The 23449-nt window shown below is 68.4% G+C and carries 23 protein-coding genes; 16 read left to right on the top strand and 7 right to left on the bottom strand.

Annotated features, from left to right (window positions below; genetic code table 11):
- The first annotated feature begins 4 nt into the window (after nucleotides 1-4).
- The 3 genes from BLR24_RS01055 to fae (BLR24_RS01045) all read left to right on the top strand — a co-directional run bounded on the left by BLR24_RS01055 (nucleotide 5) and on the right by fae (BLR24_RS01045) (nucleotide 2489).
- Nucleotides 5-955: an ATP-grasp domain-containing protein gene (locus BLR24_RS01055; protein WP_175543166.1), complete on the top strand. Its 951-nt coding sequence runs from the start codon at nucleotides 5-7 to the stop codon at nucleotides 953-955.
- Complete coding sequence (locus tag BLR24_RS01050) at nucleotides 955-1893, top strand: triphosphoribosyl-dephospho-CoA synthase (protein WP_093011351.1); 939 nt, start codon at nucleotides 955-957, stop codon at nucleotides 1891-1893. Before BLR24_RS01055 ends, BLR24_RS01050 begins: the two co-directional genes overlap by 1 nt.
- Before the next feature lie 83 nt (nucleotides 1894-1976).
- A complete protein-coding gene (gene fae / locus BLR24_RS01045) occupies nucleotides 1977-2489 on the top strand; it encodes a formaldehyde-activating enzyme (protein ID WP_055796023.1) in 513 nt (170 codons plus the stop codon).
- Nucleotides 2490-2569: 80 nt separating this feature from the next.
- Here the strand turns inward: fae (BLR24_RS01045) and BLR24_RS01040 are convergent, their stop codons facing one another.
- On the bottom strand, nucleotides 2570-3001 hold the full coding sequence (locus BLR24_RS01040; RefSeq protein WP_093012698.1) for a dihydroneopterin aldolase: 432 nt from the start codon (nucleotides 2999-3001) through the stop codon (nucleotides 2570-2572).
- Nucleotides 3002-3310: 309 nt separating this feature from the next.
- On the opposite strand from BLR24_RS01040, the gene BLR24_RS01035 reads away from it, so the two are divergent.
- From BLR24_RS01035 to BLR24_RS01015, 5 genes are read left to right on the top strand one after another with little or no spacing between them, the layout of a single operon-like run.
- The gene (locus BLR24_RS01035; RefSeq protein WP_093011348.1) at nucleotides 3311-5350 is read left to right on the top strand and encodes a sigma-54-dependent Fis family transcriptional regulator; all 2040 of its coding nucleotides are present in this window, start codon (nucleotides 3311-3313) and stop codon (nucleotides 5348-5350) included.
- 19 nt (nucleotides 5351-5369) lie between these two features.
- Nucleotides 5370-6029 carry a flavoprotein gene (locus BLR24_RS01030; RefSeq protein WP_093011345.1) on the top strand — a complete coding sequence of 220 codons (660 nt, stop codon included), beginning with the start codon at nucleotides 5370-5372 and terminating at the stop codon, nucleotides 6027-6029.
- A complete protein-coding gene (locus tag BLR24_RS01025) occupies nucleotides 6008-7489 on the top strand; it encodes a DUF6513 domain-containing protein (RefSeq protein ID WP_093011342.1) in 1482 nt (493 codons plus the stop codon). Before BLR24_RS01030 ends, BLR24_RS01025 begins: the two co-directional genes overlap by 22 nt.
- Nucleotides 7486-8067 (top strand): DUF447 domain-containing protein, encoded by a 582-nt coding sequence (locus tag BLR24_RS01020; protein WP_093011339.1) that lies wholly within the window; start codon nucleotides 7486-7488, stop codon nucleotides 8065-8067. The genes BLR24_RS01025 and BLR24_RS01020 overlap by 4 nt, the downstream gene beginning before the upstream one ends.
- Entirely contained in the window at nucleotides 8064-8768 is a 705-nt protein-coding gene (locus BLR24_RS01015) for a (5-formylfuran-3-yl)methyl phosphate synthase (RefSeq protein ID WP_254787118.1), read from the top strand. Before BLR24_RS01020 ends, BLR24_RS01015 begins: the two co-directional genes overlap by 4 nt.
- A 27-nt stretch (nucleotides 8769-8795) precedes the next feature.
- Here BLR24_RS01015 and BLR24_RS01010 read toward each other — a convergent pair whose 3' ends face one another.
- The 3 genes from BLR24_RS01010 to BLR24_RS01000 are packed head-to-tail and all read right to left on the bottom strand — an operon-like array spanning nucleotide 8796 to nucleotide 11471.
- A complete protein-coding gene (locus BLR24_RS01010) occupies nucleotides 8796-9395 on the bottom strand; it encodes an amino acid kinase family protein (RefSeq protein ID WP_093011336.1) in 600 nt (199 codons plus the stop codon).
- Complete coding sequence (locus BLR24_RS01005) at nucleotides 9395-10495, bottom strand: hydantoinase/oxoprolinase family protein (protein ID WP_254787117.1); 1101 nt, start codon at nucleotides 10493-10495, stop codon at nucleotides 9395-9397. The genes BLR24_RS01010 and BLR24_RS01005 overlap by 1 nt, the downstream gene beginning before the upstream one ends.
- Nucleotides 10482-11471 (bottom strand): ATP-grasp domain-containing protein, encoded by a 990-nt coding sequence (locus BLR24_RS01000; RefSeq protein ID WP_093011330.1) that lies wholly within the window; start codon nucleotides 11469-11471, stop codon nucleotides 10482-10484. The genes BLR24_RS01005 and BLR24_RS01000 overlap by 14 nt, the downstream gene beginning before the upstream one ends.
- Before the next feature lie 29 nt (nucleotides 11472-11500).
- Here BLR24_RS01000 and BLR24_RS00995 point away from each other — a divergent pair, with 29 nt between their 5' ends.
- From BLR24_RS00995 to BLR24_RS00960, 8 genes are all read left to right on the top strand, one after another.
- Nucleotides 11501-12238, top strand: a complete 738-nt coding sequence (locus BLR24_RS00995; protein WP_093011327.1) for a HisA/HisF-related TIM barrel protein — start codon at nucleotides 11501-11503, stop codon at nucleotides 12236-12238.
- A gap of 231 nt (nucleotides 12239-12469) precedes the next feature.
- A complete protein-coding gene (locus tag BLR24_RS00990) occupies nucleotides 12470-13702 on the top strand; it encodes a molybdopterin-binding domain-containing protein (protein ID WP_093011324.1) in 1233 nt (410 codons plus the stop codon).
- Nucleotides 13699-15387 (top strand): formylmethanofuran dehydrogenase subunit A, encoded by a 1689-nt coding sequence (locus BLR24_RS00985; RefSeq protein ID WP_093011322.1) that lies wholly within the window; start codon nucleotides 13699-13701, stop codon nucleotides 15385-15387. The genes BLR24_RS00990 and BLR24_RS00985 overlap by 4 nt, the downstream gene beginning before the upstream one ends.
- Nucleotides 15384-16352 carry a formylmethanofuran--tetrahydromethanopterin N-formyltransferase gene (gene fhcD, locus BLR24_RS00980; protein WP_093011319.1) on the top strand — a complete coding sequence of 323 codons (969 nt, stop codon included), beginning with the start codon at nucleotides 15384-15386 and terminating at the stop codon, nucleotides 16350-16352. Before BLR24_RS00985 ends, fhcD begins: the two co-directional genes overlap by 4 nt.
- Nucleotides 16349-17176: a formylmethanofuran dehydrogenase subunit C gene (locus tag BLR24_RS00975; protein WP_093011316.1), complete on the top strand. Its 828-nt coding sequence runs from the start codon at nucleotides 16349-16351 to the stop codon at nucleotides 17174-17176. Before fhcD ends, BLR24_RS00975 begins: the two co-directional genes overlap by 4 nt.
- Before the next feature lie 31 nt (nucleotides 17177-17207).
- A complete protein-coding gene (gene fae / locus BLR24_RS00970; RefSeq protein ID WP_093011313.1) occupies nucleotides 17208-17741 on the top strand; it encodes a formaldehyde-activating enzyme in 534 nt (177 codons plus the stop codon).
- A 2-nt stretch (nucleotides 17742-17743) separates the two neighbouring features.
- Nucleotides 17744-19678, top strand: coding sequence for an aminodeoxychorismate synthase component I (gene pabB, locus BLR24_RS00965; RefSeq protein WP_093012692.1), 1935 nt, complete (start codon nucleotides 17744-17746; stop codon nucleotides 19676-19678).
- A 31-nt stretch (nucleotides 19679-19709) separates the two neighbouring features.
- Nucleotides 19710-20366 (top strand): HAD family hydrolase, encoded by a 657-nt coding sequence (locus tag BLR24_RS00960; RefSeq protein WP_093011310.1) that lies wholly within the window; start codon nucleotides 19710-19712, stop codon nucleotides 20364-20366.
- Nucleotides 20367-20390: 24 nt separating this feature from the next.
- Here BLR24_RS00960 and BLR24_RS00955 read toward each other — a convergent pair whose 3' ends face one another.
- The 3 genes from BLR24_RS00955 to BLR24_RS00945 are packed head-to-tail and all read right to left on the bottom strand — an operon-like array spanning nucleotide 20391 to nucleotide 23430.
- A complete protein-coding gene (locus tag BLR24_RS00955; RefSeq protein ID WP_093011307.1) occupies nucleotides 20391-21041 on the bottom strand; it encodes a response regulator in 651 nt (216 codons plus the stop codon).
- Nucleotides 21038-22417 carry a histidine kinase gene (locus BLR24_RS00950; protein ID WP_093011303.1) on the bottom strand — a complete coding sequence of 460 codons (1380 nt, stop codon included), beginning with the start codon at nucleotides 22415-22417 and terminating at the stop codon, nucleotides 21038-21040. The genes BLR24_RS00955 and BLR24_RS00950 overlap by 4 nt, the downstream gene beginning before the upstream one ends.
- Entirely contained in the window at nucleotides 22414-23430 is a 1017-nt protein-coding gene (locus tag BLR24_RS00945) for an alpha/beta hydrolase (RefSeq protein WP_254787116.1), read from the bottom strand. The genes BLR24_RS00950 and BLR24_RS00945 overlap by 4 nt, the downstream gene beginning before the upstream one ends.
- Between the last annotated feature and the right edge of the window lie 19 nt (nucleotides 23431-23449).

Genomic DNA, 23449 nt, shown 5'->3' with positions numbered 1-23449 from the left:
GACCATGCGCATCGTCATCATGACCGATGAAATCGGCTGGCACACCCGCCAGCTGCAAGCGGCGCTGCGTGCACGCGGCGCGGTGGGGCGCTGCGTCGATCTGGCCGACTGCAACATCGACACCACCGCCGCCTGGCACGGCTTGGTTATTCCGGGCTATGGCCGCGAGCTGCCTGACGCGGCGCTGGTGCGCGGCATTGCGGGCGGAAGCTTCGAGCAGGTCACCAAGCGGCTTGGTGTGCTGCATGCGCTGCGCGAACTGGGCGTGCCGGTCTACAACGATGCGCGCGCCATCGAGCGCACGGTCGACAAGTCCATGACCAGCCTGCTGCTGCATGCCGCGCGCATTCCGGCGCCGGCCACCTGGGCCACCGAGTCGGCGGCGCAGGCGCGGCGCATTGCCATGCGCGAGGTCGCCGCGGGGCATGCGCTGGTGCTCAAGCCCTTGTTCGGCTCGCAGGGCAAGAACCTCCGGCTCGTGGGCGAGGTCGACGGTGTGCACCATCCCATGCCCGACATCGATGCCGGCTATGCGGGCCTGGCCTATCTGCAGCGCTTCGTTCCGCCGATGGCCTCGCCCGGTTTCGACTGGCGCGTGATGGTGGTGGGCGGGCGTGCCATCACCGCGATGCGGCGCGTCAGCATGCACTGGGTTCACAACGTCGCGCAGGGCGCGCGCTGCGAGCCGGCCGAGCTGGAGCCGGCGCTCGCGCGCATGGCCGAAGGCGCGGCTCAAGCGTTGGACATGGACTACGCTGGCGTTGACCTCATCGCCGCGGCCAGCGGGCCGAAGATCCAGGTGCTGGAGGTCAACGGCGTGGCCGCCTGGCAGGGGCTGCAGCGCGTCACCGGCTTCAACATCGCGCGCGCCATCGTCGATGACCTGCTCGACCGCAAGATGGCGCAGGTCCGGCACCGCGTGCAGGAGAGCGAGGCGCCGGAGCGCCGCGCCTGATGGCCATGCGCCAAGCGGCCACCGAGCGCGCCCGGGCCTGTTTCCTTCGGGCCTGCTGGCTCGACGTGGCCGTGCGCAAGCCGGGCAACGTGAGCCAGGCCTCGCCCGGCCACGGCATGCAGGCTTCGATGTTCATCGCGAGCGCACGCGCCGCGGCCGGCGCGCTGTTCGAGCCCGGCTTGCGCGTGGGGGAGCGCATCGAGGCCGCGGTGGAGGCCACCTGGGCAGTGGCCGGGTGCAACACCAACCTCGGCATCCTGCTGCTGTGCGCGCCGATTGCGCTGGCCGTGGAGCGGCACCCGGGCGCCGCGACGCCCGCGGCCTTGCGCGCCGCCATCGAGGGCGTGCTGGCCACGCTGGACATCGACGACGCCAGCGCGGCCTACCGCGCCATTGCACGCGCGCACCCCGGTGGCCTCGGAAGCGCGGCGGAGCAGGACGTGCACGACGCTCCCACCATCGACCTGCGCGCCGCCATGGCCTTGGCCGCGGACCGCGATCTCATCGCGCGCCAGTACCGCGACGGTTTCGCGGATCTGTTCGCGCTGGCGTTCCAGGCGTCCGCCTACCAGCCCGGTTGCGGGGAGGTCCTGGCAGGTGCCGACATGCCACCGGATGCGGCCACTGTGGCTTCCGTCCAACGGCTTTACCTGGCTTGCCTCGCCGCCTTTCCCGATTCACACATTGTTCGAAAACACGGCGAGCGCGTGGCACAGACTGTCATGACGGCGGCGCAGGCCTGGCGCGAGCGCGCCACCGCCGGCACCGTGCTCGATGCCGATCCTGCCTTTGCCGAGTGGGACCTTTCGCTAAAGGCCGCGGGCGTCAACCCCGGGACGAGCGCCGATTTCACCGTGGCGGCGCTGCTGCTTTCGGGCTGGATCCAGTCGTGCGCGGCGCCGGCGCGCGATGCGGCGAGCGCATGGCACGGATCGTGATACCCATGGCATTGCGCTGGTCTTCCTGACCGGTGTCGTAATGACCCTAATCACCTTGGACCTCTGAGAGGAGACTCGAAACCATGGCAAAAATCGATCGACTGATGGTGGGCGAATCGCTCGTTGGCGACGGCAATGAAGTAGCCCATATCGACCTGATCATCGGGCCGCGCGGCAGCGCTGCCGAGACCGCCTTCGCCAACGCGTTGACGAACAACAAGGACGGCTTCACTTCGCTGCTCGCAGTCGTGGCACCCAACCTGCTGACCAAACCGGCCACCGTGATGTTCAACAAAGTGACCATCAAGGGCGCCAAGCAGGCGGTACAGATGTTCGGTCCAGCGCAGCGCGGCGTGGCGCTGGCGGTGGCCGACAGCGTGGAGGATGGCACCATCCCCATGGCGGAGGCGGACAACCTGTTCATCTGCGTAGGCGTGTTCATCCACTGGCTTGCCGACGACGACAAGAAGATCCAGGACTACAACTACCAGGCTACCCGCGAGTCCATCCAGCGCGCAGTGGCCGGTCTGCCGACCGCCGCCGAGGTGGTCGACAAGAAGGGCACGACGGCGCATCCTTTCGCTGCCCACCTCTGAAGCCCACAAACAAGAACCGACGCGTGAACCGCGTCGGTTTTTTTCCATCTCCCGCCGCAACAAGCGGCGGAGGGCACTGTTCAGTGCTTGGCGGGCACCATGCCGCTGGCGAGAAAGTTCAGCACGGTGGCACCGGGCGCCGACTTGGAAGCGCGATGCGTGGGCGCATGGCGTTCGATCTGTACGCCTACGGCCTGCACGTCGTCGAACTTGCGCGGCTTCACCACCTTCACGCGGACCCAGCCGGCACCGAACTCATCGATGAGGATGTCGGCAATGGCTTCGGCAAAGGCCTCGAGCAGCTGCAGCCGGTGCTCGGCCAGGAGCCGCACCAGCCGCTCGCGCACCACGCCGTAGTCGATGGTGTCGCCGATGCGGTCGGTGTCGCAGGCGCGCGCGCGCGGCACGCCGGCATGCACGTCGATCACCAGTGGTTGCGGATGATGCAGTTCCGAATCATGGATGCCGATCACCGTCTGGCCGTTGAAGCCTTCGATGAAGATCAGGTCCATGGGGGCGGGGGCCTCGGCCGCGCCCACCGCGCCGGAGGCATGCGAGACATTCGACGCGAAGGGACCGGTGGAAGGACGCGGGCTCGGGCTGGTGTTCAAGTGGTGTCTCCAATGATTCGAATGTGTTTGAAAGTGTGTCTTGCGGCGGATAGTCAGCCAACGACAGGATTCATCAACGCAAAATGCAGGCCAGAGATCGGACCCGCCGCGGGGCTGCGAGTGCTTGGTGTTTAACCCGGTGCGCAGTAACTCAGCAGGCACAACAATGGGCCGACCAAGGAGACATATGGAACGCGCCGGAGAACTCCAATGACATTGACGCTTCGACAAGGCGATAGGCACGCTGACCGTGTGCTGGACGTGGTGAGGCGGGGCTTTCACGAGGAGGGCAACGATCTGGTCACGCGCTCCTGGAGCCGTTGCCTGAATCAATATCAGCTCGACCCGGGCCGCCCGCGCGAACCCGTGATCATTGCGTCGTCGGCCTTGCAGAGCCGGCGCAACCAGCATGCCGACGTGATCGAGTGCGCGCGCTACGAGATGACCACGCTCTACCAGCAGCTCGCGGATGCGGAATCCGCCGTGGTGCTGACCGATACCGATGGCGTCATCGTGCACATGGTGTCCTCGCCCGAGTTCGCGGCCGAGGCGGAGCCCATGGGCCTGCGCGCAGGCGGCATGTGGGGCGAGGCCGAGGCCGGCACCAACGGCATGGGCACCTGCCTTGCGGCCGCGCACCCGATCTCCGTGCGGCGCGAAGAACATTTCTTCAGCCACTTCACGCAGCTCACCTGTTCGGCGGTGCCAGTGTTCGATCCGTCCGGCGAGATCATTGCCGTGCTCGACGTGACCAGCCGCTCCAGCCTGATGCAGCAGCATGTGCTGGTGCTGCTCGGCATGACGGCGCGCATGATCGAAAACCGGCTCATCGACAAGCGCTTTTCGAATGCGCATCCGCTGCACTTCCACAGCCGGCCGGAGTTCGTCTACACGCTGCACGAAGGCAAGCTCGCGGTCGGAGACGACGGGCGCATTCTCGCGGCCAACCGCAGCGCGCTGTTCCAGCTCGGCCTGCAATCGATGGACGAGATCCGCACGCAGCGCATCGACGATCTGTTCCAGACATCGCTCGAAGACATCGTGCAACGCAGCCTTTCTTCTTCATTCCATCCGGTGGTGGCCTACCGGGCCAATGCGGCGCTGCGCTTCTTCGCGGTGGCGCGGCGGCCGGCCTCCGATGCGGCCACGCCTTCGCGTGCGCGCGGCGCAGGCTCCGCGCCGCTGGTGGCCGAAACGGTCGCTGAACCCTTCCGCACGCCGATGCGCCCATCGGCCGCGCGTGCGCCGGGCATCCGCACCTTCAAGGACGCGCGCCTCGTCGCGCACCTGGACACCGCGCGGCGCGTGGTCGCGCGCCGCACGCCCGTGCTGCTGTGCGGCGAAACGGGGTCGGGCAAGGAGGTGTTCGCGCGTGCCATCCACGAGACCAGCCCGCATGCCGAAGGCGCCTTCGTCGCCGTCAATTGCGCGAGCCTGCCCGAGACGCTGATCGAATCCGAACTCTTCGGCTACAAGGCCGGTGCCTTCACGGGCGCGCAGCGCAGCGGCCGGCGTGGCAAGATTCTTCAGGCCGACGGCGGCACGCTGTTCCTCGATGAAATTGCCGACATGCCGCTGGAGCTGCAGGCCCGCCTGCTGCGCGTGCTCGACGAGCGCCAGGTCACGCCGCTCGGCACCGAGGAAACGCATCCGGTGGACTTCCAGCTAGTGAGCGCAAGCCATCAACACCTGCCGAGCCTGGTGCGCGAAGGCCGCTTCCGCGAAGACCTCTACTACCGGCTCGCCGGCATCGAGCTCGACCTGCCCCCGCTGCGCGACCGCACCGACAAGCGCGAACTGATCCACGACGTGCTGAAGGACGAAGGCGGCAGCGACAGCCGGCTCGGGGACGACGCCGAACGCGTGCTCATGGCCTATGCATGGCCCGGAAACCTGCGCCAGCTGCGCCACGTGCTGCGCAGCGCCGCCGCGCTGGCCGACGGCAAGACCATCACGCGCGAGCACCTGCCGTCGTTGGCCGCAAGGGTGGTGCCTTCGCCCGTCTCGGCCTATGCAGCGCTGCCCGCCGCATCGGAGCCCGCGGAAGCTTCAGCGGACGCCGCGCCGTCCGACGCGGCACCCGCCGTCAAACTCAACCCGATCCAGGCCAACGAGCGGCAAGTGCTGTTGCAGATGCTCGAGCAGCATCGCTGGAACGTGAGCAACGTCGCCAAGGCGCTCGATGTCAGCCGCAACACCTTGTACCGAAAACTCCACAAGCTTCACATCGAGATCTCTCCACCCGATTGAGCCGACGGGCTCGCTGGACATGACGACGAATGGGGAGCCACCGGCTACGGGCAACAAGATCGATCCACGCGGTGCGGCCCTGGTGGTCGAAGACGGAGAGCCTCCGCTGCCGACCTCGCTGCCGCGCTCGCGCATCGCGTGGTGCATCACGGGTTCCGGCCACTTCCTGGAGGAGTCGCTGGCGCTCGCCTCGCGGCTGCCCTCGGTGGACCTGTTCCTCTCGGCCGCCGCCGAGGAGGTGCTGCCCATCTACAAGCTGCACATCGAGGCGCTGAAGAAACGGTTTCGCGTCTTTCGCGACAAGACCGCGAGCGGCGTGCCGGTGGGCATGCTCTACGACGACGTCTATCACACGGTGGTGGTGGCGCCCGCCACCAGCAACACGGTGGCCAAGTGCGCTTTCGGCATCAGCGACAGCCTGCCGACCAACATGTTCGCCCAGGCCGGCAAGCTCGGAATTCCTGGCATCGTGTTTGCATGCGATACGGAACCGGTGGTGGTGACCAAGTCGCCGCATGACTGGGTCACGCTGCGTCCGCGGCGCATCGAACTGGACAACGTGGAGCGGCTGCGCGGCATCGACTTCTGCCACGTGGTCTCGTCGCCGGCCGAACTCGAAGCCGTGCTCGATGCACGCATGAAGGAACTCTCTCTCGCATGGAACACATCGTCTTCCTGACCGGGCGCCTCGCCCAAGCCAGCCTCACGCGGGTGCTGGCGGGTATCGAGGCGGCACCGTTCACATGGGAAGTGCGAGAGATCGGGTTGCAGGTGGCCGCGCTGATGACGGCCGACATGATCCGCCGCCGCGTCGCGGCACCTGTGGTCACCGAGGCCCAAGGTGAGGGCGCCACACCGCGCCGCGCCGACCGCATCATGGTGCCGGGCCGCTGCCGCGGCGACGTCGAGGCCCTGAGCCTTCACTTCGGTGTTCCGGTGGAGCGCGGCCCGCAAGAACTGAAAGACCTGCCGCGCCACTTCAACCGCAGTGCGCGTGCGGTCGACCTCAACGAGTACGAGGTCGCGATCTTTGCCGAGATCGTCGATGCGCCTCGGCTCACGGTGCCGCAGATTATCGGGCGGGCGCGGCTGCTGGCGGCCGACGGTGCCAACGTCATCGACCTGGGCTGCCTGCCCGAGACGCGCTTCGACCACTTGGCCGACAGCGTGCGGGCATTGAAGGCCGAAGGCTTCCAGGTGAGCGTCGATTCGAGCGAGGCGCAGGAGCTGCTGACGGGCGGCAAGGCCGGTGCGGACTACTTGCTGAGTCTCACGCTCGACACCCTGTGGATTGCCGATGAAGTCGAATCCACACCGGTGCTGATTCCGCGCGTTCCGGCCGATGAAGAATCGCTGTACCAAGCCGTGGCGCAGATGCAGCGGCGCGGCCGCGCCTTCCTGGCCGATTCGATCCTCGATCCGATCCCGTTCGGCCTTACCGCATCGATCGTGCGCTACCACCGGCTGCGTGAGCGCTTCCCCGATGCGCCGATCATGCTCGGCGTTGGCAACCTCACGGAACTGACCGAGGCTGACACCAGCGGCATCAACGCGGTGCTGTTCGGCATTGCGGCCGAGCTGAACGTGGCGGCCGTGCTGACCACGCAGGTGAGCCAGCATGCGCGCCGCGCGGTGAGCGAGGCCGACTGGGCGCGGCGCATCATGCATGCGGCGGCACGCAATGCCACGCTGCCCAAGGGCATGAGCGATGCGCTGATGACGGTGCATGCGAAGCATCCGTTCCCAGACACGCCCGAAGAAATCAGCGAGATCGCCTCGCAGGTGCGCGACCCGAATTTCCGCGTGCAGATATCGCCGCTGGGCCTGCACGTGTACAACCGCGACGGCCTGCGTTTGGGGCAGGGCGCCTTCGAACTCTGGCCGCAGCTCAAGCTGCAAGACGACGCCGACCATGCGTTCTACATGGGCGTGGAGCTCGCGCGCGCCGAGATCGCCTGGCAGCTCGGCAAGCGCTATGTGCAGGATCAGCCGCTCGACTGGGGCTGCGCTGCGCCGCGGCCTTCCGAAGACCTCGCACGCTGGTGCGCGCCTGGAACCACCATGAAGACATCGAAAAAGAACAACAACGCGGCCGAGCCCGGCGCCGTGAGCACCACCACCGCACCGACACCCTCATGAACGACCAGATCTTCGAAGCCGTGGTCACCACCGTGGCTCCCGATGGCAAACCGCACGTGGCGCCGATGGGCATCCGCTACCAGGAGGGCGGCATCCTGCTGATGCCGTTCAAGCCCTCGACGACGCACGACAACATCGTAGCCACCGGCCATGCGGTGCTCAACATCGTCTGCGACACCCGCGTGTTCGCCGGCTGCGTGACCGGCCGCAAGGCGTGGCCCACGCTGCCGGCCGAACGCATCGAAGGCGTGCGCCTTACCGCCGCGCTGCGCCACGTCGAATTGAAGTTAGCCGAGCAGCGTGACGACGCACAGCGTCCGGTGCTGCGCATGATGGCCGTGCACGAGGCCACGCACGCGCCCTTCGTCGGCTTCAACCGTGCGCAGGCCGCGGTGATCGAAGGGGCCGTGCTGGTCAGCCGCCTTCACATGCTGCCTCCCGAGAAAGTGGAAACCGAAATGACCTACCTGCAGATTGCAATCGACAAGACCGCCGGACCCGAAGAGCGTGAAGCCTGGGAGTGGCTCTGCGCCGCAGTCGCGCAGCACCGCACGGGCATGCCGGAGCGCGCATCATGACGCGCATGCTGGTGAGCGTTCGCAGCGTCGACGAAGCCTTGCTCGCGGCCCGCGGCGGGGCCGACTTCATCGATCTGAAGGAGCCCAGCGACGGCGCGCTGGGCGGTCTGCCCGTGGCGACCATCGGCGCCATCGTGGGGGCATTGCGCGCGCATGGCAGCGGCCTTCCGGTGAGCGCAACCATCGGCGACCTGCCGATGCATGCGCTGGACCGCATTCGTGCGCAAGTGGACGCGGTGGGTGCCTGCGGCGTGGACTACGTGAAGGTCGGCATCGAGCGAGGCCCTGAAGCCTTTGCGGTACTTGATGCGCTGGCGGCTTGCGATTGGCCGGTGGTGCCGGTCTTCATTGCCGACAACGGGCTGGACGCTGCGCTGATCGCGCACGCCTGTGCACTCGATTTTCCGGGGATCATGGTCGACACCGCCGACAAGCTCGCCGGCAGCCTGTTCGATGCGGTGCCGATGGCAGACTTGCGCGCCTTCGTGGCAAAGGTGCGCGCATCGGGCCGAATGGCCGGTGCGGCGGGTGCGCTGCGTGTGGCGCACATTCCCTTGCTGCAGGCGCTGGCGCCCGACTTCGCGGGATTCCGCAGCGCAGTGTGCGTGGCGGACCGCAAGACGGCGCTCTGCCCGGAGCGGCTCGCGGCACTGGCCGCGCTGCTGCATGGAGAGGCCGCCCTGGAGCCGGCGGCGGCCTGAGCTTTCTTGCGCCGGCAAGCTCGGTGTTCAGCGGGGCGTGAAGGTGGCCTCGCCCAGCAGCAACGACCGCATGATCGCCAGCTGGTTCTTGTGAAGCAGCGTGATCGGAAAAGCCGCGTCGTCGGACTGTTCGGCAAACTGCTGGTCGAGCACGCCGGCATCGCCAAGCTCCGCCAGCGTCATCTGTGGATCAATGGCGCACGACTTGACCAGCACCAGTTGCTCGGCATTGAGATGCTTCGCCAGATCGAGCGCAATGGTGTCCGACGTGGCGTCCCACCCGGTGCGCTCGTCGGGGTGGTCGCGGCGCAGTTCGAGTGGCAGCCACAAGGCCGTCTTTCCCTGGCGCAGCAGGTCGGGGATGTCGGTCTTGCGCGTGGCCAGCTGCAAGCCCGGATTCAGCGCATGCAGCTGGTAGGCCGTCTGCGCCATGGCCAGCACGGCCATGTTGTGGGCGGCCAGGTCGTTGAACTGCCAGTGCGACTGCACGCGCCGCACTTCATCCGCAAAGGTGCCGCCGCCGCAGACCACGGTGACGCGCCCGCCGCCGATCTGCGTCAGGAGGTCGAGCCACTGCGGCAGCACCGGGTCCGAACAAAGGCTGCCGCCGATCTTGACGACCCACATCAGTCGTGCTCCCGTTCGAACAGCGCCGCCACCGCGACGCTCGGTGCGCACACCTGTGCCCAGGTGGTGGTGCCCGCGGCCGCATGGCGGGCCACGCGCGCAACGTCGCCGCCGTAGGCGGCAAAGCGGCGCGGGACTGAACCGGCACTTTCGGCAGCCGCGGCGGCCGCCAGATCGGGCACCAGGAAGGCACCGCAGCCCGCGCTCACGATCACGGCCTCGCGCGAGAGCGCATGCGCGGCCAGCACGCGGCGCAGCTGCCCGGCAATGGCGTCGACCTGTGCCGTGCGCCAGGCCCGCGCAAGATCCAGCCATTCGCCCGCGGAGGCGTCGCGCTCGTCCAGCCCCACCATGCGCGCGAGGCGTTGGCGCGTTGCGGGCAGGCCCTTGTCCGCGTTGTCGGCGCTCGGGTACAGGTCGTGCGCCGGGTCGAGCTCGCCACACAGCCGGTAGACGTCGGCCGTGGTGGCGAAGAACTCGTTCATCACGTGCCGTGCCTGGCCGCGCCATTCGATCCGCTGCGTCAGCGCACATACCGGGGTTCGCACCACGCCGTGGTAGGCGAGCTCGCCGCTCACCAGGCGTTCGGCGTCGGTGCGGCTGGTGGTCAGCACGCCCTCGTTGCCGAACGCGATCAGGTCGGTGGTGGTGCTGCCGATGTCGACCAGCACGCCTTCAGGGAACACAAGCGCCGCATGCCGCGCGGTGGCGAGCCAATTGGCCGAGGCAATGTGCTCCCAGTGCCGCGAAACGTCCGCGGCGGTGGCGCACCAACCGGCATCGCCGGCAAAGAAGTGCAGGGCGCCTGGCGGCACGGGGAGTGATGCCGAAAGCGCAGAGGCAATGCCTCGCACGCCGGCTTCGCGATCGGGAAAGAGGTCGACCATTTCGCCGGTCATGGTCACCGCATGCTGCGCTGCGCCCAGGCCAGGCCAGCGCGCCTCTGCGGCTTGCAGAGCGCGCGTCAGATGATCGAGGCCCTGCCAGAGCGGACAGCCCCATTGCGCCACGTCGACCACCTCGCCGCCTTGCAGCAGGCAGGCCTTGACATGCGCGCCGCCGATGTCCCACCCGACGGTGGCGCGTTCAGGCGACGGCACGCGCAAGTTCCCGTTCTTGAGCGCCGCAGCCGTGCAGCCGGTCTGCCAGCAGCTCCGCGGCCAGGTTGCGGCCCAGCGCCGCCGAGAGCCCGACATAGGCGCAGGTGACGCGCGGATTGACCTCGATCACCACCGGCCCGCGCTCCGGATGCCAGACCAGGTCGATGCCTGCGAAACCGTGCAGTCCGGGGATGGCGCGCGCCACCTGCTGGGCCAGTGCCGCCAGGGGAGCCCGGCGCGAATCGGTGCGGCTCACTGCATCGACGTTCACGCCATCGAAGGACAGTCTTCCATGCTCGTCGATGGAGATGCGTTGGCGGTTGATGCTCAGCATTTCGGCATTCTGCGCCGTGCACAGCAGCGAGAGGCTCAAGGCTTCGCCTTCGATCCAGGGCTCGAGGGTCAAGGTGGCGCCAGCCTCCGTACGCCGTGCCATGTCGCCCCGCGCATCCGCCTGGCGAGTGTGCACGTAGGTGGCCACGCCGCCCGCGCCATCGTCGGGCTTGACCACCCAGCGTGCGATATCGGGCGCATCGGCAAAAGCCAGGGTCGTCTGCACGCCGTGGGCGGCCAGGTGAGCGAGCGTGGCTTTCTTGCCGGCCGTGAGTTCGATGGCTTCGACGCTGCAGCCGAGCCAGCGCGCATTGCCCACCGTTCGCTGGAAGCGCGCCAGCAGGCCGTCCGTTTCGGGCGCCACCAGCCACACCAGGTCATGCAGCGCGCTTTGCCGCGCCACGAAGTCGAAGGCCGATTCGTTGGCGCGCGGCCGCAGCGGCACTGCGCCGGCGGGCAGGGTGTTCCCCGGTTCGCAGACCGCCGCCGAGACCGAACAATCGGCAACGCGCCGCAGGTCCGCCACCATGGCATCGCGCATCGACAGGCCCAGCGGCAACAGCTCGTCGGCGGCCGCATCGTCGCCGTAGTCGCTCCATCCGCCGCCGCTGAGATACTCGTAAACAAAAACGCGTGTCGTCATTTCATCATCCACTTTCCGGGCTCTTTCCCATGACTTCCGAACTGAACCTGATCCCCGTCGTCGACCTGCTGCAGGGCCAGGTGGTGAGGGCCGTGCGCGGCGACCGCAAGGCCTACCGGCCGATCGTTTCGGCGCTGTGCGCCAGCAGCGACCCGGTCACTGTGGCGCGCATTCTTTGCGACCACTGCGCGGCGCGGCAGCTGTACGTGGCCGACCTCGATGCCCTGCAAGGCGGCGCGGTGCAGATCGCGGTGCTGGCCGATCTGCTGCGGGCGCTGCCCGAGGTCGAGCTGTGGCTCGATGCGGGCCTGGCCGATGCAGCTGCCGGCGAGGCGCTGCGCGGCCAGCTGGCGCCGTATGCGTCGCGCATCGTGCTGGTGTACGGCAGCGAATCGCTGCGTTCGCGCGAGGCGCTGGAACGCTGCTTCGCAAGGGACGAAGAGAGCGCCGGTGCGGGCCAGTCGGGCGCCGCGCTGTCGCTTGACCGGCGCGGCGGCCAGCGCCTGGACCACGCCGGCTGCTGGGAGGCGGTCGACCTGTGGCCAAAGCGGCTGATCGTCATGACGCTCGAGCGCGTCGGCTCCGGCGCCGGGCCCGACCTGGAAACCCTTCAGGACGTGAGGCGCCTGGCACCGGGCGCCACCGTGATCGGTGCTGGCGGGATCCGCAGTGAGGAGGACCTGGCGCGTGCCAGCGCGGCCGGCGCCGATGCCTGGCTGGTGGCCAGCGCGCTGCACGACCTCCAACTGCCGCGCGTGCGCCGCTGATCTGCCGGGGGTGGCGCAACGGGGGTGGTTGAGGCATGCCATCAACCCGCTGCACTCACGAACCGTGCCATCCCCGATGGCGCTCGCATGCGCCGCCGGAGGCCCCCGCCGGCACGCATTGACCGCCAAAAGCGCAACACTATGTCTCACAAACTGTGTGTCATAGGGTGCTACCCCTAGGCGCACGGGCCTTGCGGCTGAATGGCACATGGCTTGCGTGGTGGCCTGCCCATGAATGAATCCGACACTGCCACGCAGCCCGCCAATGCCCCGTGGACCTGTCCGTTTTGTCCCCTGTTGTGCGACACCTTCGACGTCGACATCGGGCCGCCCGGCACGCCGCTGAAGCTCGTGGGCAGCGATTGCCCGCGTGCGCGCAATGGCCTGGCCAATTTCGATGCCACCGCCAGCGCGGGGCAGCCACGGGTCGATGGCCGCGACTGCAATCTCGATACCGCGCTGGCCGCCGCCGCCTCTCTGCTGGCCGTCAGCCGCCAGCCCCTGTTCGGCGGCCTCGGCACCGACGTCGCCGGCGCGCGAGCCCTCTATGCGCTGGCCTGCGAGACGGGTGCCATCTGCGACCCCGCACAGGGAAAGGCGCTGATGCATGGTCTGCGCGCATTGCAGGATCGCGGAGGCTTCAGCACCACGCTGGCAGAGGTGCGCACGCGCGCCGACCTGATCGTCTGCATGACCGTGGAGCCCACGGCGCACTACCCTGAATTCTTCCACCGCTGCGGAGCGGGGGACCGCGAAGACCTGGCCATCGAGACCTTGCCCCTGCACGGCGACCTGTTCGACACCGTGGCCCTGTTGGCTGCGCTCGTGGCGGGCCGCGTCCGGTTGGACGACGATCGCGTGCCCGCCGAGCTGGCGGCGTTGTCGGCGCGCCTGAAGGCGGCCCGCTATGCGGTGCTGGTGTACGAATCGGCCCGCCTGCCTGCCCAGGGAGCGCTGATCATCGAGGCCATCCAGCGCATCGTCGGCACGCTCAACCGCAGCACGCGCGCAGCCTCGCTGCCGCTGGGCGGCGGCGATGGTGCTTCCACCGTGAACCAGGTGTTCGCCTGGCTGTCGGGCCTGCCGCTGCGCTCGCGGGCCGGGCCGTTGGGCTTGGAGCACGAGCCGCTGTGCTTCGATGCCGAACGCCTGTTGGCGGACCGCGGGGCGGACACGCTGCTGTGGGTGTCGAGCTACGGCCCCGAGCCTTCGCCACCCCCTACGGAGGTGCCGTGCATCGTGCTCGGCCATCCGGCCATGCGCCTGCCGCACGATGCGCGTGAGCATGTGTTCATTCCCGTGTCGACGCCGGGCATCGGTTCCGGCGGCCATCTGTTCCGCACCGACGGCTCGGTGATGTTGCCGCTCCGGCCGTTGTACGCAGATGGGCTGCCGAGCGTCGCCGACGTGGCTCGACGCCTGACAGATGCGGTCAAGGCGCAGAAGAAGGGGCGCGTGCAATGACGGCCACACTTCGCCTGCGCGGCGGCCGCGTCATCGACCCTGCGAACGGTTGCGACGAGGTGCGCGACCTGTACGTGCGCGACGGCCGCATGGTCGAGCTGGCGCCGCACGAAGCTGCCACCGAGGAGATCGACCTCGGCGGCTGCATCGTGATGGCGGGCGGCATCGACATGCACACCCACATCGGCGGCGGCAAGGTCAACCTCGCGCGCATGCTGCTGCCCGAAGACCACCGCGCCAATGCAAACCCCGTGGCGCTGCCCGACAACGTGCTGGAGCTGGCCTCCTGCGGCACCTGCACGCCCGGCACGCTGGCCACCGGCTACCGCTACGTCGAGATGGGCTACACAGCGGCCTTCGAGCCGGCCATGATGGCCTGCAACGCGCGCCACACGCACATGGAGATGGGCGACACGCCCATCCTCGACCATGGCGCCTACGTGATGCTCGGCAACGACGAGCTGTTTCTGCGCATGCTGGCCGAGCGCTGGGATTTCGAGCGCATTCGCGACTACGCGGGCTGGACCATCAACGCCAGCAAGGCGATGGGCGTGAAGGTGGTGAACCCCGGCGGGATCTCGGCCTTCAAGTTCAACCAGCGCAAGCTCGACGTCGACGAGAACCACGTGCACTGGCAGGTCACGCCGCGGCAGGTGGTGCACACGCTGGCCCGCGCGCTGCGCGAGCTCGGCGTGCCGCATCCGCTGCACATCCACGGCAGCAACCTGGGCGTGGCCGGCAACATCCAGTCCACGCTCGACACCATCGCCGCATTGGACGGCCTGCCCGGACACCTCACGCACATCCAGTTCCACGCCTACGGCACCGAGGGACCGAAGAAGTTTTCTTCGGCCGCGCTGCAGCTTGCCGAAGTGGTGAACGCGAACAAGAACGTCAGCATCGACGTAGGCCAGATCATGTTCGGCCAGACCGTCACGGCATCGGGCGACACGATGCGCCAGCATGCGCAGTCGGGCCTGGCCGATCCGCGCAAGTGGATCGGCGCCGACATCGAATGCGAAGCCGGCTGCGGTGTGGTGCCGTTCCGCTACCGCGAGCAGAGCTATGTGAATGCGCTGCAGTGGGTCATCGGGCTGGAGATCTTCTTGCTGGTCGACGATCCGTGGCGCGTGGTGCTGACCACCGACCATCCCAATGGCGGCCCGTTCACGAGCTACCCGCACCTGATCCGCCTCTTGATGGACCGCAGCTTTCGCGAGGAACAGCTTGCCAAGCTGCACCCCGAGGTGGCGGCGCAGGCCGCGCTGCGCTCGATCACGCGCGAGTTCTCGCTGTACGAGATTGCCATCATGACGCGTGCCGGACCCGCGCGCCTGCTTGGCCTGCCTGACCGCGGCCACCTGGGCACGGGCGCCGCGGCCGACATTGCGGTGTACCGCGAGAACGCCAACCGCGAGGCGATGTTCGCGACCCCCGAATACGTGTTCAAGGACGGCGTGCTGGTGTCGCGCGCGGGGCGAGTCACCGCTGCGCCAGTGGGAGGCACGCACTTCGTCGCGCCGGACTACGACCGCGGCATCGAGCAGCGCCTGCGCCGGCATCTCGCGGCACAGGGCTCGGTCAACTTCGACCACATTGCCATCGGACACGACGAGCTGTGCCAGTGCTGCAACGGCGGGCGCCTGCTGCCGGCGGCTTGCTTCCAGGAGGCGTCGTCGTCATGAAGGCGACGGCTCCATCCTCCGTGCTGCGCAACGGCGTTGTCATCGACGAAACCTTTGCCGAGGCCTTTCCGATGAAGGCCACGCGTATTGTCATCACTGCGCACACGCTCGAGTGGGCACGCCACGCCGGCGTGTCGGCCACCGGTTTCGCCACCTCGGTGATCGCCTGCGGCTGCGAGGCCGGCATCGAACGCGAGCTCGGCCCGCATGAAACGCCCGATGGTCGGCCAGGCGTGAGCGTGCTGATTTTCTCCATGTCGGGCAAGGAACTCGGCAAGCAGCTCGAACGCCGCGTGGGCCAATGCGTGCTGACCTGCCCGACCACGGCCGTGTTCGCGGGCCTGCCGAAGGGCGCAGGCAGCGACGTGGCGGCGCTCGGCAAGAACCTGCGCTTCTTCGGCGACGGCTGGCAGATATCCAAAATGATCGACGGCGTGCGCTACTGGCGCGTGCCGGTGATGGACGGCGAGTTCGTCGCACAGGAAGACACGCCCGTGGTCAAGGCCGTGGGCGGCGGCAACCTGCTGCTGCTGGCGCGCGACACCGATGGCGCGCTGGCCGCCGCCGAAGCCGCGGTGGTGGCGATGAAGCGGCTGCCCAATGTGGTCATGCCCTTTCCGGGCGGCGTGGTGCGCTCGGGCTCCAAGGTCGGCAGCCGCTATGCGAACCTGAGCGCCTCGACCAACGATGCGTTCTGCCCCAGCCTCGTCGGCCTGGTGCCTCACAGCGAGTTGGCGAGCGGCGGCGAGTCCGCACAGGAGATCGGCTGCGTGATGGAGATCGTGATCGACGGATTGACCGAAGCCGATGTGGCCGCGGCCATGCGCGTCGGCATGGAGGCGGCCATCAACATTGGCCCGGCAGGCGGGCTGCTGCGCATCTCGGCCGGCAACTACGGCGGCAAGCTGGGCCCGTTCCACTTCCACTTGCACAAGCTGCTCGGCACAGCGGGAGATGCCTCATGAGCGGATGGCATTTCAGGCTGCGGCAGGCGCCGGCATTGCGCGTCGACTTGCGCGGCATTACCCCGGCGGCGCTCGCGGAACTCTCGGCCGCCCAGGTGCGGCAGCTGCCCGTGGGCCATGGCAACGAGATGCTGCCGCTGGCCGAACTGTTCGACGTTGCGCCGGGCGAAGAGGGCGTGCTTCGCTTCGAAGGCAGCCTCGAGCGCTTCGACCGCATCGGCTGGCAGATGGACGGCGGCAGCATCCGCGTCGAAGGGCACGCGGGTCACTACGCGGGGGGCTGCATGCGCGGCGGCGAGTTGCGCATCGACGGCCATGCGGGCCTCCTGGCCGCCTGCGAAATGGCCGGCGGCAGCATCGACGTGAAGGGCGACGTCGGCGACTTTGCCGCCAGCACCTTGCCCGGCAGCATGGACGGCATGCGCGGCGGCACCTTGGTCGTCCATGGCAATGCGGGCGAGCGCTTCGGCGACCGCATGCGCCGCGGCACCGCGCTTGTCCATGGCGGCGCGGGCGCTTTCCTGGGCTCGCGCATGGTGGCGGGTACGATCGGCGCGGGTGGCAGCGTTGGCGCGCATGCGGGCTTTGGCATGCGCCGCGGCAGCATCGTCTTCGCGGAGGCCGGTGCGGCCTTGCCGGAAGGCATTGGATCGGCGCTGACCTTCGTGCCCAACCGGGCTGCAACGCCGGTGTTCTGGGCGCTTCTGGCGCGAGACCTCGCGCGCCATGGCGGATTGTTCAGCGACCTGCCGGCACGCCGCATCGAGCGCCATTTGGGCGATCTTTCGGCGGATGGCAAGGGCGAGCTGATCACGTGCTTATGACTTCCTTCCCAACTTTCAATCTCGAGTGCCTATGACGCATCCTTATCTTTTTCATGCCGGCGAAGCCACCGTGCTCGCCAGGGAAGGCCAGTTCACCGATGCCATGCCGGAGATCCTGATCGGCGCGACCGATGGCCCGGTGGGCCAGGCTTTTGCCAACATGATGGCGCAGAGCAAGGGCCACACTGCGATGTTCGCGATCCGCGCCTGCAACCAGCTCGTGCGGCCGGCGACCATCATGGTGCCCAAGGTCACGCTGAAGGACGTGGCCAACATCGACCTGTTCGGCGGCGTGGTGCAGAGCGCCACGGCCGACGCGGTGGTCGATTGCCTGATCGAAGGCATCATTCCCAAAGAACATGCCAATACGCTGTGCATCATCAGCCTGGTGTGGATCGATCCGCGCTGCGCCAAGGACCAGGACCTGGACAAGAAAGACATGTACCGTACCAACTACGAAGCCACCAAGCTCGCGATCCGCCGTGCACTCCACAATGAGCCCTCGGTGGACGAGCTGATTGCCAATCGCCACCGCATCAAGCACGATATGGACGATTGGAGCTGACCTTGCCTTCCTTCGCGCTCCTCGACGACTGCGGCTCGACGCCCGAGCGGCCCACCAGCCGGCTGCACGCCGGCTTCGTGCGCGAGCACCGGTGCACCGACGCAGCCGGCCTCGACGGCGTGTGGGCGCGGGTCGATGCCGATCTTCGGCAGGGCCTGCACGCGGTGCTGCTGGCCGACTACGAATGGGGCGCCAAGCTGCTGCACGCGGGACAGGCGCGACTCGCGGCCGACGATGCATCGGCACTGCGCGTTCTGATGTTCCGCGATTGCGAAAAGCTCTCGGCCGATGAGGTCGCGAGCTGGCTCGAAAAGTTCGAACAGCACGAGGCCGGCGAGGTGCTCGACGGCGGCCACCCCCGGCCCGCCGGTGTAATGGACCTGCAGCCCAGCATCGACGAGGCCGCCTTCACCGACGCCATCGCGCGCATTCACGACGCCATCGCGGCGGGCGAGACCTACCAGGTCAACTTCACCTACCGGCTGCAGGGCCGGAGCCATGGTTCGCCGGTGGCGCTGTACCGGCGCCTGCGCGAAAGGCAGCCCGTGGCCTACGGCGCGCTGATCGCGCTGCCTGAAAGCAACGAAGGCGACATCACCCACGTGCTCTCGTGCTCGCCCGAGCTTTTCTTGCGCCATGACGGCGGCGTGCTCACCGCGCGGCCCATGAAGGGCACCGCGGCGCGCGTCGATGCGCCGGAGGGCGACAGCGAGATGGCCCGCCTGCTGTCGGTCGATACCAAGAACCGGGCCGAGAACGTGATGATCGTCGACCTGCTGCGCAACGACATCGGCCGCGTGGCGTGCACCGGCTCGGTCAAGGTGCCCACGCTCTTTGCCATCGAACCGTACGCCACGGTGTTCCAGATGACCTCGACCGTACAGGCGACGCTGCGTCCGGGTGTGGGCATGCCCGAGCTGCTGCGCGCGGTGTTCCCCTGCGGCTCGATCACCGGTGCGCCCAAGCACCGCACGATGGAATGGATTGCCCAGCTGGAGAGCACGCCGCGCGGCCTTTATTGCGGCGCGATCGGCTGGATCGATGCTCCTGCGGAGGGCGCGTCCATCGGCGATTTCTGCCTCTCCGTGGCCATTCGCACGCTCACGCTCGGCACCGAATCGAAGGAGGGCGCAAGGCCGCTGCGGCTGGGCATTGGCGCCGGCATCGTGCAGGACAGCAACGCGGCCGACGAGTTCGAGGAGTGCCTGCTCAAGGCGCGCTTCCTGACGGCCCTCGATCCCGGTTTCGAGTTGTTCGAAACCATGCTGGCCACGCCGGCCGACGGCATCCGCTATCTCGACCGCCACCTGGGGCGGCTGGCGGGCAGCGCGCGGGTGCTGGGCTTCGAGTTCAACACCGATGCTGCGATGGAGGCGCTGCGGAATACGTTGCCCACGCTGGCGCCCGACCAGCCTTCTCGCCTGCGTCTGGCGCTTGCACACGACGGGCGCATCGGCATCACGCACTCGGCGCTGCCGCCGTTGCCGCCCGGCGCGGTGAAGCTGCTCATTGCAAGCCATCGCTTGCCCAATGCCAACCCGCTGGCCGCGCACAAGACCACGGTGCGCCAGCACTACGATGCCGGCGTGCGCACCGCCGAGCGCGCCGGTGCCTTTGACAGCCTGTTCTTCACGGAAGACGGCCGGCTCGTCGAAGGCGGGCGCAGCACGGTGTTCGCGCGCATCGACGGGGGTTGGTGGACGCCGCCTGTTGCCGACGGCGCGCTGCCCGGCGTGATGCGCGGCGTGCTGATCGAAGACTCGATCTGGGAGGCCGCGGAACGCAGCCTGTCGCTGGAAGACTTGCAGGCGGCGCAGAAGCTGGTGGTGTGCAATGCGCTGCGCGGCGTGCTGCCGGCGCAGCTGCAACTTCCTCAGGTGCCATCCCGGTTGCGGCCGCCGTTGCAGCCGCAGGTCCACGCGGCATCGGCCGCCTGAGGCGGGAGCGCGCTTCGATTCCGGTTCCGCGATGAAGCTCGCGCTGTTCGACCTCGACCACACGCTGATCCCGTTCGACAGCGGCATGGCCTGGACGCGCTTCCTGGTGGCGCGCGGCGTGCTGCCGGCAAATGCCGAGACCGTCTACCTGGGTTACTGCCAGCAATACGTGGACGGGACGCTCGACATCCGTGAGCTGCATCGTGCCAGCGTTGCGCCGCTGGCAAGCTTTGGCATGGCCAGGCTCCGGCAATGGGCCGCGGAGTTCGAGGCCGAGATGGCGCCGCACGTGCCGGATCAGATGCGTGCGCTGGTGAAAAAGCACCAGGATGAGGGCCACCTCTGCGCCATCGTGACCGCCACCACCCGCTTCATCGCCGAGCCCTTCGGCCGCGTGTTCGGCGTGGCCGACGTGCTGGCGACGCGCTCGCTGGTGGTTGACGACACGCTCGACGGCGGCATCGACGGCGACCCGTGCTTCGGCGTGCACAAGCTGATGCACGTCAACCAGTGGCTGGCGCTGCACGGCACGCGCCTCGAGGCACTAGAGCAGTCGTGGTTCTATTCCGATTCGACCAGCGACCTGCCGTTGCTGGAGGCGGTGTCCGACCCGGTGGCGGTGGCTCCTGACCAGCGACTGCGCGCCCATGCGCTGAAAGCCGGCTGGCCGATTCTCGAGCGCAGCTGAACCGAAGGCCCGTGCGCGGGCGCCCTAAACCTGGATCAGCCCCCAGCGCAGCGCCACCCATGTCAGCTCGGCCTGGTTGACCGCGCCCAGCTTCTGCTTCACGCGGTACAGGTGCGAGCCCACCGTGCTGAGCGACAAATTCAGCGTGCTCGCAATCTGCGCCACCGTCATGCCGCGCGCGAGTTGGATGAACACCGAGAACTCGCGCTCGCTGAGCAGGTCGGCCGGGTTGGCTTCCCCTTCGATCTGCGCCGTGGCCAGGGCCTGCGCGGTGGTCGCGTCGATGTAGCGCTCGCCGCGCGCCACGGCCCTTACAGCCGCGATCAGCGCCTCGGGCGCGCTGCGCTTGGCCAGGTAGCCCAGGGCCCCGGCGCGCAGCACGCGGCGTGGATGGATCGTGTCCTCGTGAGCGGACAGTGCCAGTACGCGCGCCTTCGGGTCGTGGGCCAGCAAGCGCCGCAGGGCTTCCAGGCCGCCCATGCCGGGCATCGAGAGGTCCATCACCACTAGGTCGGGCCGCACCTGCGGATAGTCCTGGCAGGCCTGCTCGCCGGTGTCGGCTTCGGCTGCCACCTCGATCTTCGCATCGGCCAGCAGCATGCGAAAGCCCATGCGCACCAGCGCATGGTCGTCGACCAGCATCACTCGAATCGTCTGATCCGCTTGGTTGTTCATGAATTCTCCGTGGCGGCCGCCGGCAAGGGCAGGCGCACCGTCAATCGGGCGCCGCTTGGCACGGCGGGTTCAAGGCGCAATTCGCCGCCCAGGCTGTCGATGCGCTCGGCGAGCCAACGCAGGCCATAGTGCCCGACGCTGGTTTCCCTTGCGGCCTCAGGGCCGGGAAGGCCGCGGCCGTCGTCGGTGAGCATGAGATTCACCGCGTGTTCGTCGCCTTCCAGCGCCAGCACGATGCGGTGCGCCTCGCCGTGCCGCAGCGCATTGGTGATGCCTTCCTGCGCCGCACGGTACAGCACCAGCGCAGTGTCGGTATCCAGCCGGAGGCGGTCGAGCTCGATGCCGAGGCGCCATTCGATCTCCACGCCGCCATGGCTGTTGCGCGTGCGCTCGACCAGGTCTTCGAGCGCGGCCACCAGGCCGAACTTGTCGAGCACCAGCGGCGTGAGGCGCGGGATCATGCCGTGCATGGCGGTGTACAGGCGCGCCGATTCATCGGCGATCAGCCGCGCCGCTTGCTCCGCCTGCGGGTCGAGCGCCTGCACGCGCTGCGCGATGGACAGGGCCATGCTGCGCATCGCGGTGACCGATTGGCCCAGCTCGTCGTGCAGCTCGCGTGCGATGAGGCGGCGTTCCTGCTCGATCTTCTGGTCGACCCAGCGGCCCAGTTCGCGGCTTTCGGACAACCGGCTTTCGGCCCGCACCGCGCGCCGCTCGGTTTCGATGTGCTGCTGCAGCATGCCGACCATGCGGTTGAAAGCGGCGCCGATGGCCGCGGCCTCGGTGCCAGGCAGGGCGCGCAGTGCCACGTCGAAGCGCCCGCTCTCGAGCTGGTTGAGCGCATCGACAATATCGGCGAACGGTCGCGTCGCACGGCCCACGAGCCAGAACACGCCCGCATTGACGACCGCCAGCAAGCCGAGCGCACTGAGCATCAGCAATACGAAATCGTCCCAGGCATCGAGCACGGCGCGCGACGCGTTGGAGTGCACCACCAGTTTGCCGCCCGGAAAGGCGATGGACAACTTAGAGGGTGGCGGCGAGACCAAGCCGGCGAACCAGTCGGGCGCATCGCGGCCGGCCTTGTAGACCGAGGTCGGCGAGCTGTACAAGACCTGGTCGTCGTTGTCGAGCAGCGTGATGTCGTTGGAGCGCACGCGCCCCACGCCCTGCAGGAACGACAGCATCGCCGGCGTGCCCTGGGCCGCATAGAGCCATGCGGTGCGGTTCAGCAGCTGTGCGGCCACGCGGTTGGCCGCCACGACTTCCTCGTGCACCGATTCGCGCATGGCGCGCAGCTGCAGTGCGAGCATGGCCGTGACGAACAGCAGGGTCAGCAAACTGACGATGAGGTTGATCTTCAGACGCAGCGTCATGGCGCCCGTCCGTCGCCGAAGTGGCCGAGCAGCGCGTAGCTGTCGAGTGCGGCGACCATCGCGGTGGCCATGGCCGGATGCGAGGGGTCGTGTCCTGCGCCGTCGACCCAACGCAGTTGGCTGTGCGGAATGCGGCCGTGCACGGCCTCTGCACCTTGGGGGCGGCAGATGCCGTCGTCGCGCGAATGCAGCAGCAGGGTCGGCACCTGCGGCAGCGCGCCGAGGCGATCGAGCAGCGGAGGCGCATCGAGCCAGCAGCGGTGCTGAAGGTAGTGGCTCTGCACGCGATAGCGGTCGACCAGTGCGTCGAGCGTGGCGCGGTCGAGTTCGGCGTCGATGGTGGGCGCCGGCTCGTCGCCTGGCGTGGCCTCGCCGCGCGCCAGCGTCTGCTCCCAGCGCCACCAGGCAAGCGCGAGCCGCCGGGGCAGGTCCCCATCGCCGGACGATGCGTTCGACAGCCCGCGAGCCAGGAAGCCCAGCATGTCGTGGCGCTGGCCGGCCGGCGCCACGGACGCGAAACGCGCCCATGCGGCCGGCGCGCGGCCGGCCCTGTCCTGGAAGAAAGCCTCGATATCTTCGACCCGCGGAAGGAACACCGCGCGCAGCAGCAGGGCCGCCACTGCCCGTGGTTCGAATGCCGCGTAGGCGAGCGCCAGCGTCGCACCCCACGAGCCGCCGGCCACGAGCCAGCGCGGCACTTCGAGCTGTTCGCGCACATGCCGCAGATCGTCCAGAAGATCGGCCGTGCTGTTGTGCGCCGTCTCGCCGCGCGGTCGGCTCCGGCCAGCGCCCCGCTGGTCGATGGCGATCACGCGATATCGCGCGGGATCGAAGAAGCGGCGCAGCAGCGGCGAGCTGCCCGATCCGGGCCCGCCATGCAGCACCACGGCGCAGATGCCCGCCGGATCACCACTTTCTTCTACATGCAGCACGTGCCCGTGCGAGACCGCCAATGCATGGGTTCGCCAGGGCGGAGATTCGGGGTACAGGCCGGTAGGAAGCACGGGGGCCATGGTACGCGGTGACCCCACG

The organism is Variovorax sp. OV700, from assembly GCF_900099805.1.
In the GTDB taxonomy this organism is placed as follows: Bacteria; Pseudomonadota; Gammaproteobacteria; order Burkholderiales; family Burkholderiaceae_C; genus Variovorax.
This window is presented reverse-complemented; position numbering and strand designations above follow the sequence as displayed.

Bases quoted from the DNA above. Each gene is read 5' to 3' on its own strand.
- BLR24_RS01055 (WP_175543166.1), top strand. From the start codon at position 5: ATGCGCATCGTCATCATGACCGATGAAATCGGCTGGCACACCCGCCAG.
- BLR24_RS01050 (WP_093011351.1), top strand. From the start codon at position 955: ATGGCCATGCGCCAAGCGGCCACCGAGCGCGCCCGGGCCTGTTTCCTT.
- fae (WP_055796023.1), top strand. From the start codon at position 1,977: ATGGCAAAAATCGATCGACTGATGGTGGGCGAATCGCTCGTTGGCGAC.
- BLR24_RS01040 (WP_093012698.1), bottom strand. From the start codon at position 3,001: ATGGACCTGATCTTCATCGAAGGCTTCAACGGCCAGACGGTGATCGGC.
- BLR24_RS01035 (WP_093011348.1), top strand. From the start codon at position 3,311: ATGACATTGACGCTTCGACAAGGCGATAGGCACGCTGACCGTGTGCTG.
- BLR24_RS01030 (WP_093011345.1), top strand. From the start codon at position 5,370: ATGACGACGAATGGGGAGCCACCGGCTACGGGCAACAAGATCGATCCA.
- BLR24_RS01025 (WP_093011342.1), top strand. From the start codon at position 6,008: ATGGAACACATCGTCTTCCTGACCGGGCGCCTCGCCCAAGCCAGCCTC.
- BLR24_RS01020 (WP_093011339.1), top strand. From the start codon at position 7,486: ATGAACGACCAGATCTTCGAAGCCGTGGTCACCACCGTGGCTCCCGAT.
- BLR24_RS01015 (WP_254787118.1), top strand. From the start codon at position 8,064: ATGACGCGCATGCTGGTGAGCGTTCGCAGCGTCGACGAAGCCTTGCTC.
- BLR24_RS01010 (WP_093011336.1), bottom strand. From the start codon at position 9,395: ATGTGGGTCGTCAAGATCGGCGGCAGCCTTTGTTCGGACCCGGTGCTG.
- BLR24_RS01000 (WP_093011330.1), bottom strand. From the start codon at position 11,471: ATGACGACACGCGTTTTTGTTTACGAGTATCTCAGCGGCGGCGGATGG.
- BLR24_RS00995 (WP_093011327.1), top strand. From the start codon at position 11,501: ATGACTTCCGAACTGAACCTGATCCCCGTCGTCGACCTGCTGCAGGGC.
- BLR24_RS00990 (WP_093011324.1), top strand. From the start codon at position 12,470: ATGAATGAATCCGACACTGCCACGCAGCCCGCCAATGCCCCGTGGACC.
- BLR24_RS00985 (WP_093011322.1), top strand. From the start codon at position 13,699: ATGACGGCCACACTTCGCCTGCGCGGCGGCCGCGTCATCGACCCTGCG.
- fhcD (WP_093011319.1), top strand. From the start codon at position 15,384: ATGAAGGCGACGGCTCCATCCTCCGTGCTGCGCAACGGCGTTGTCATC.
- BLR24_RS00975 (WP_093011316.1), top strand. From the start codon at position 16,349: ATGAGCGGATGGCATTTCAGGCTGCGGCAGGCGCCGGCATTGCGCGTC.
- fae (WP_093011313.1), top strand. From the start codon at position 17,208: ATGACGCATCCTTATCTTTTTCATGCCGGCGAAGCCACCGTGCTCGCC.
- BLR24_RS00960 (WP_093011310.1), top strand. From the start codon at position 19,710: ATGAAGCTCGCGCTGTTCGACCTCGACCACACGCTGATCCCGTTCGAC.
- BLR24_RS00955 (WP_093011307.1), bottom strand. From the start codon at position 21,041: ATGAACAACCAAGCGGATCAGACGATTCGAGTGATGCTGGTCGACGAC.
- BLR24_RS00950 (WP_093011303.1), bottom strand. From the start codon at position 22,417: ATGACGCTGCGTCTGAAGATCAACCTCATCGTCAGTTTGCTGACCCTG.
- BLR24_RS00945 (WP_254787116.1), bottom strand. From the start codon at position 23,430: ATGGCCCCCGTGCTTCCTACCGGCCTGTACCCCGAATCTCCGCCCTGG.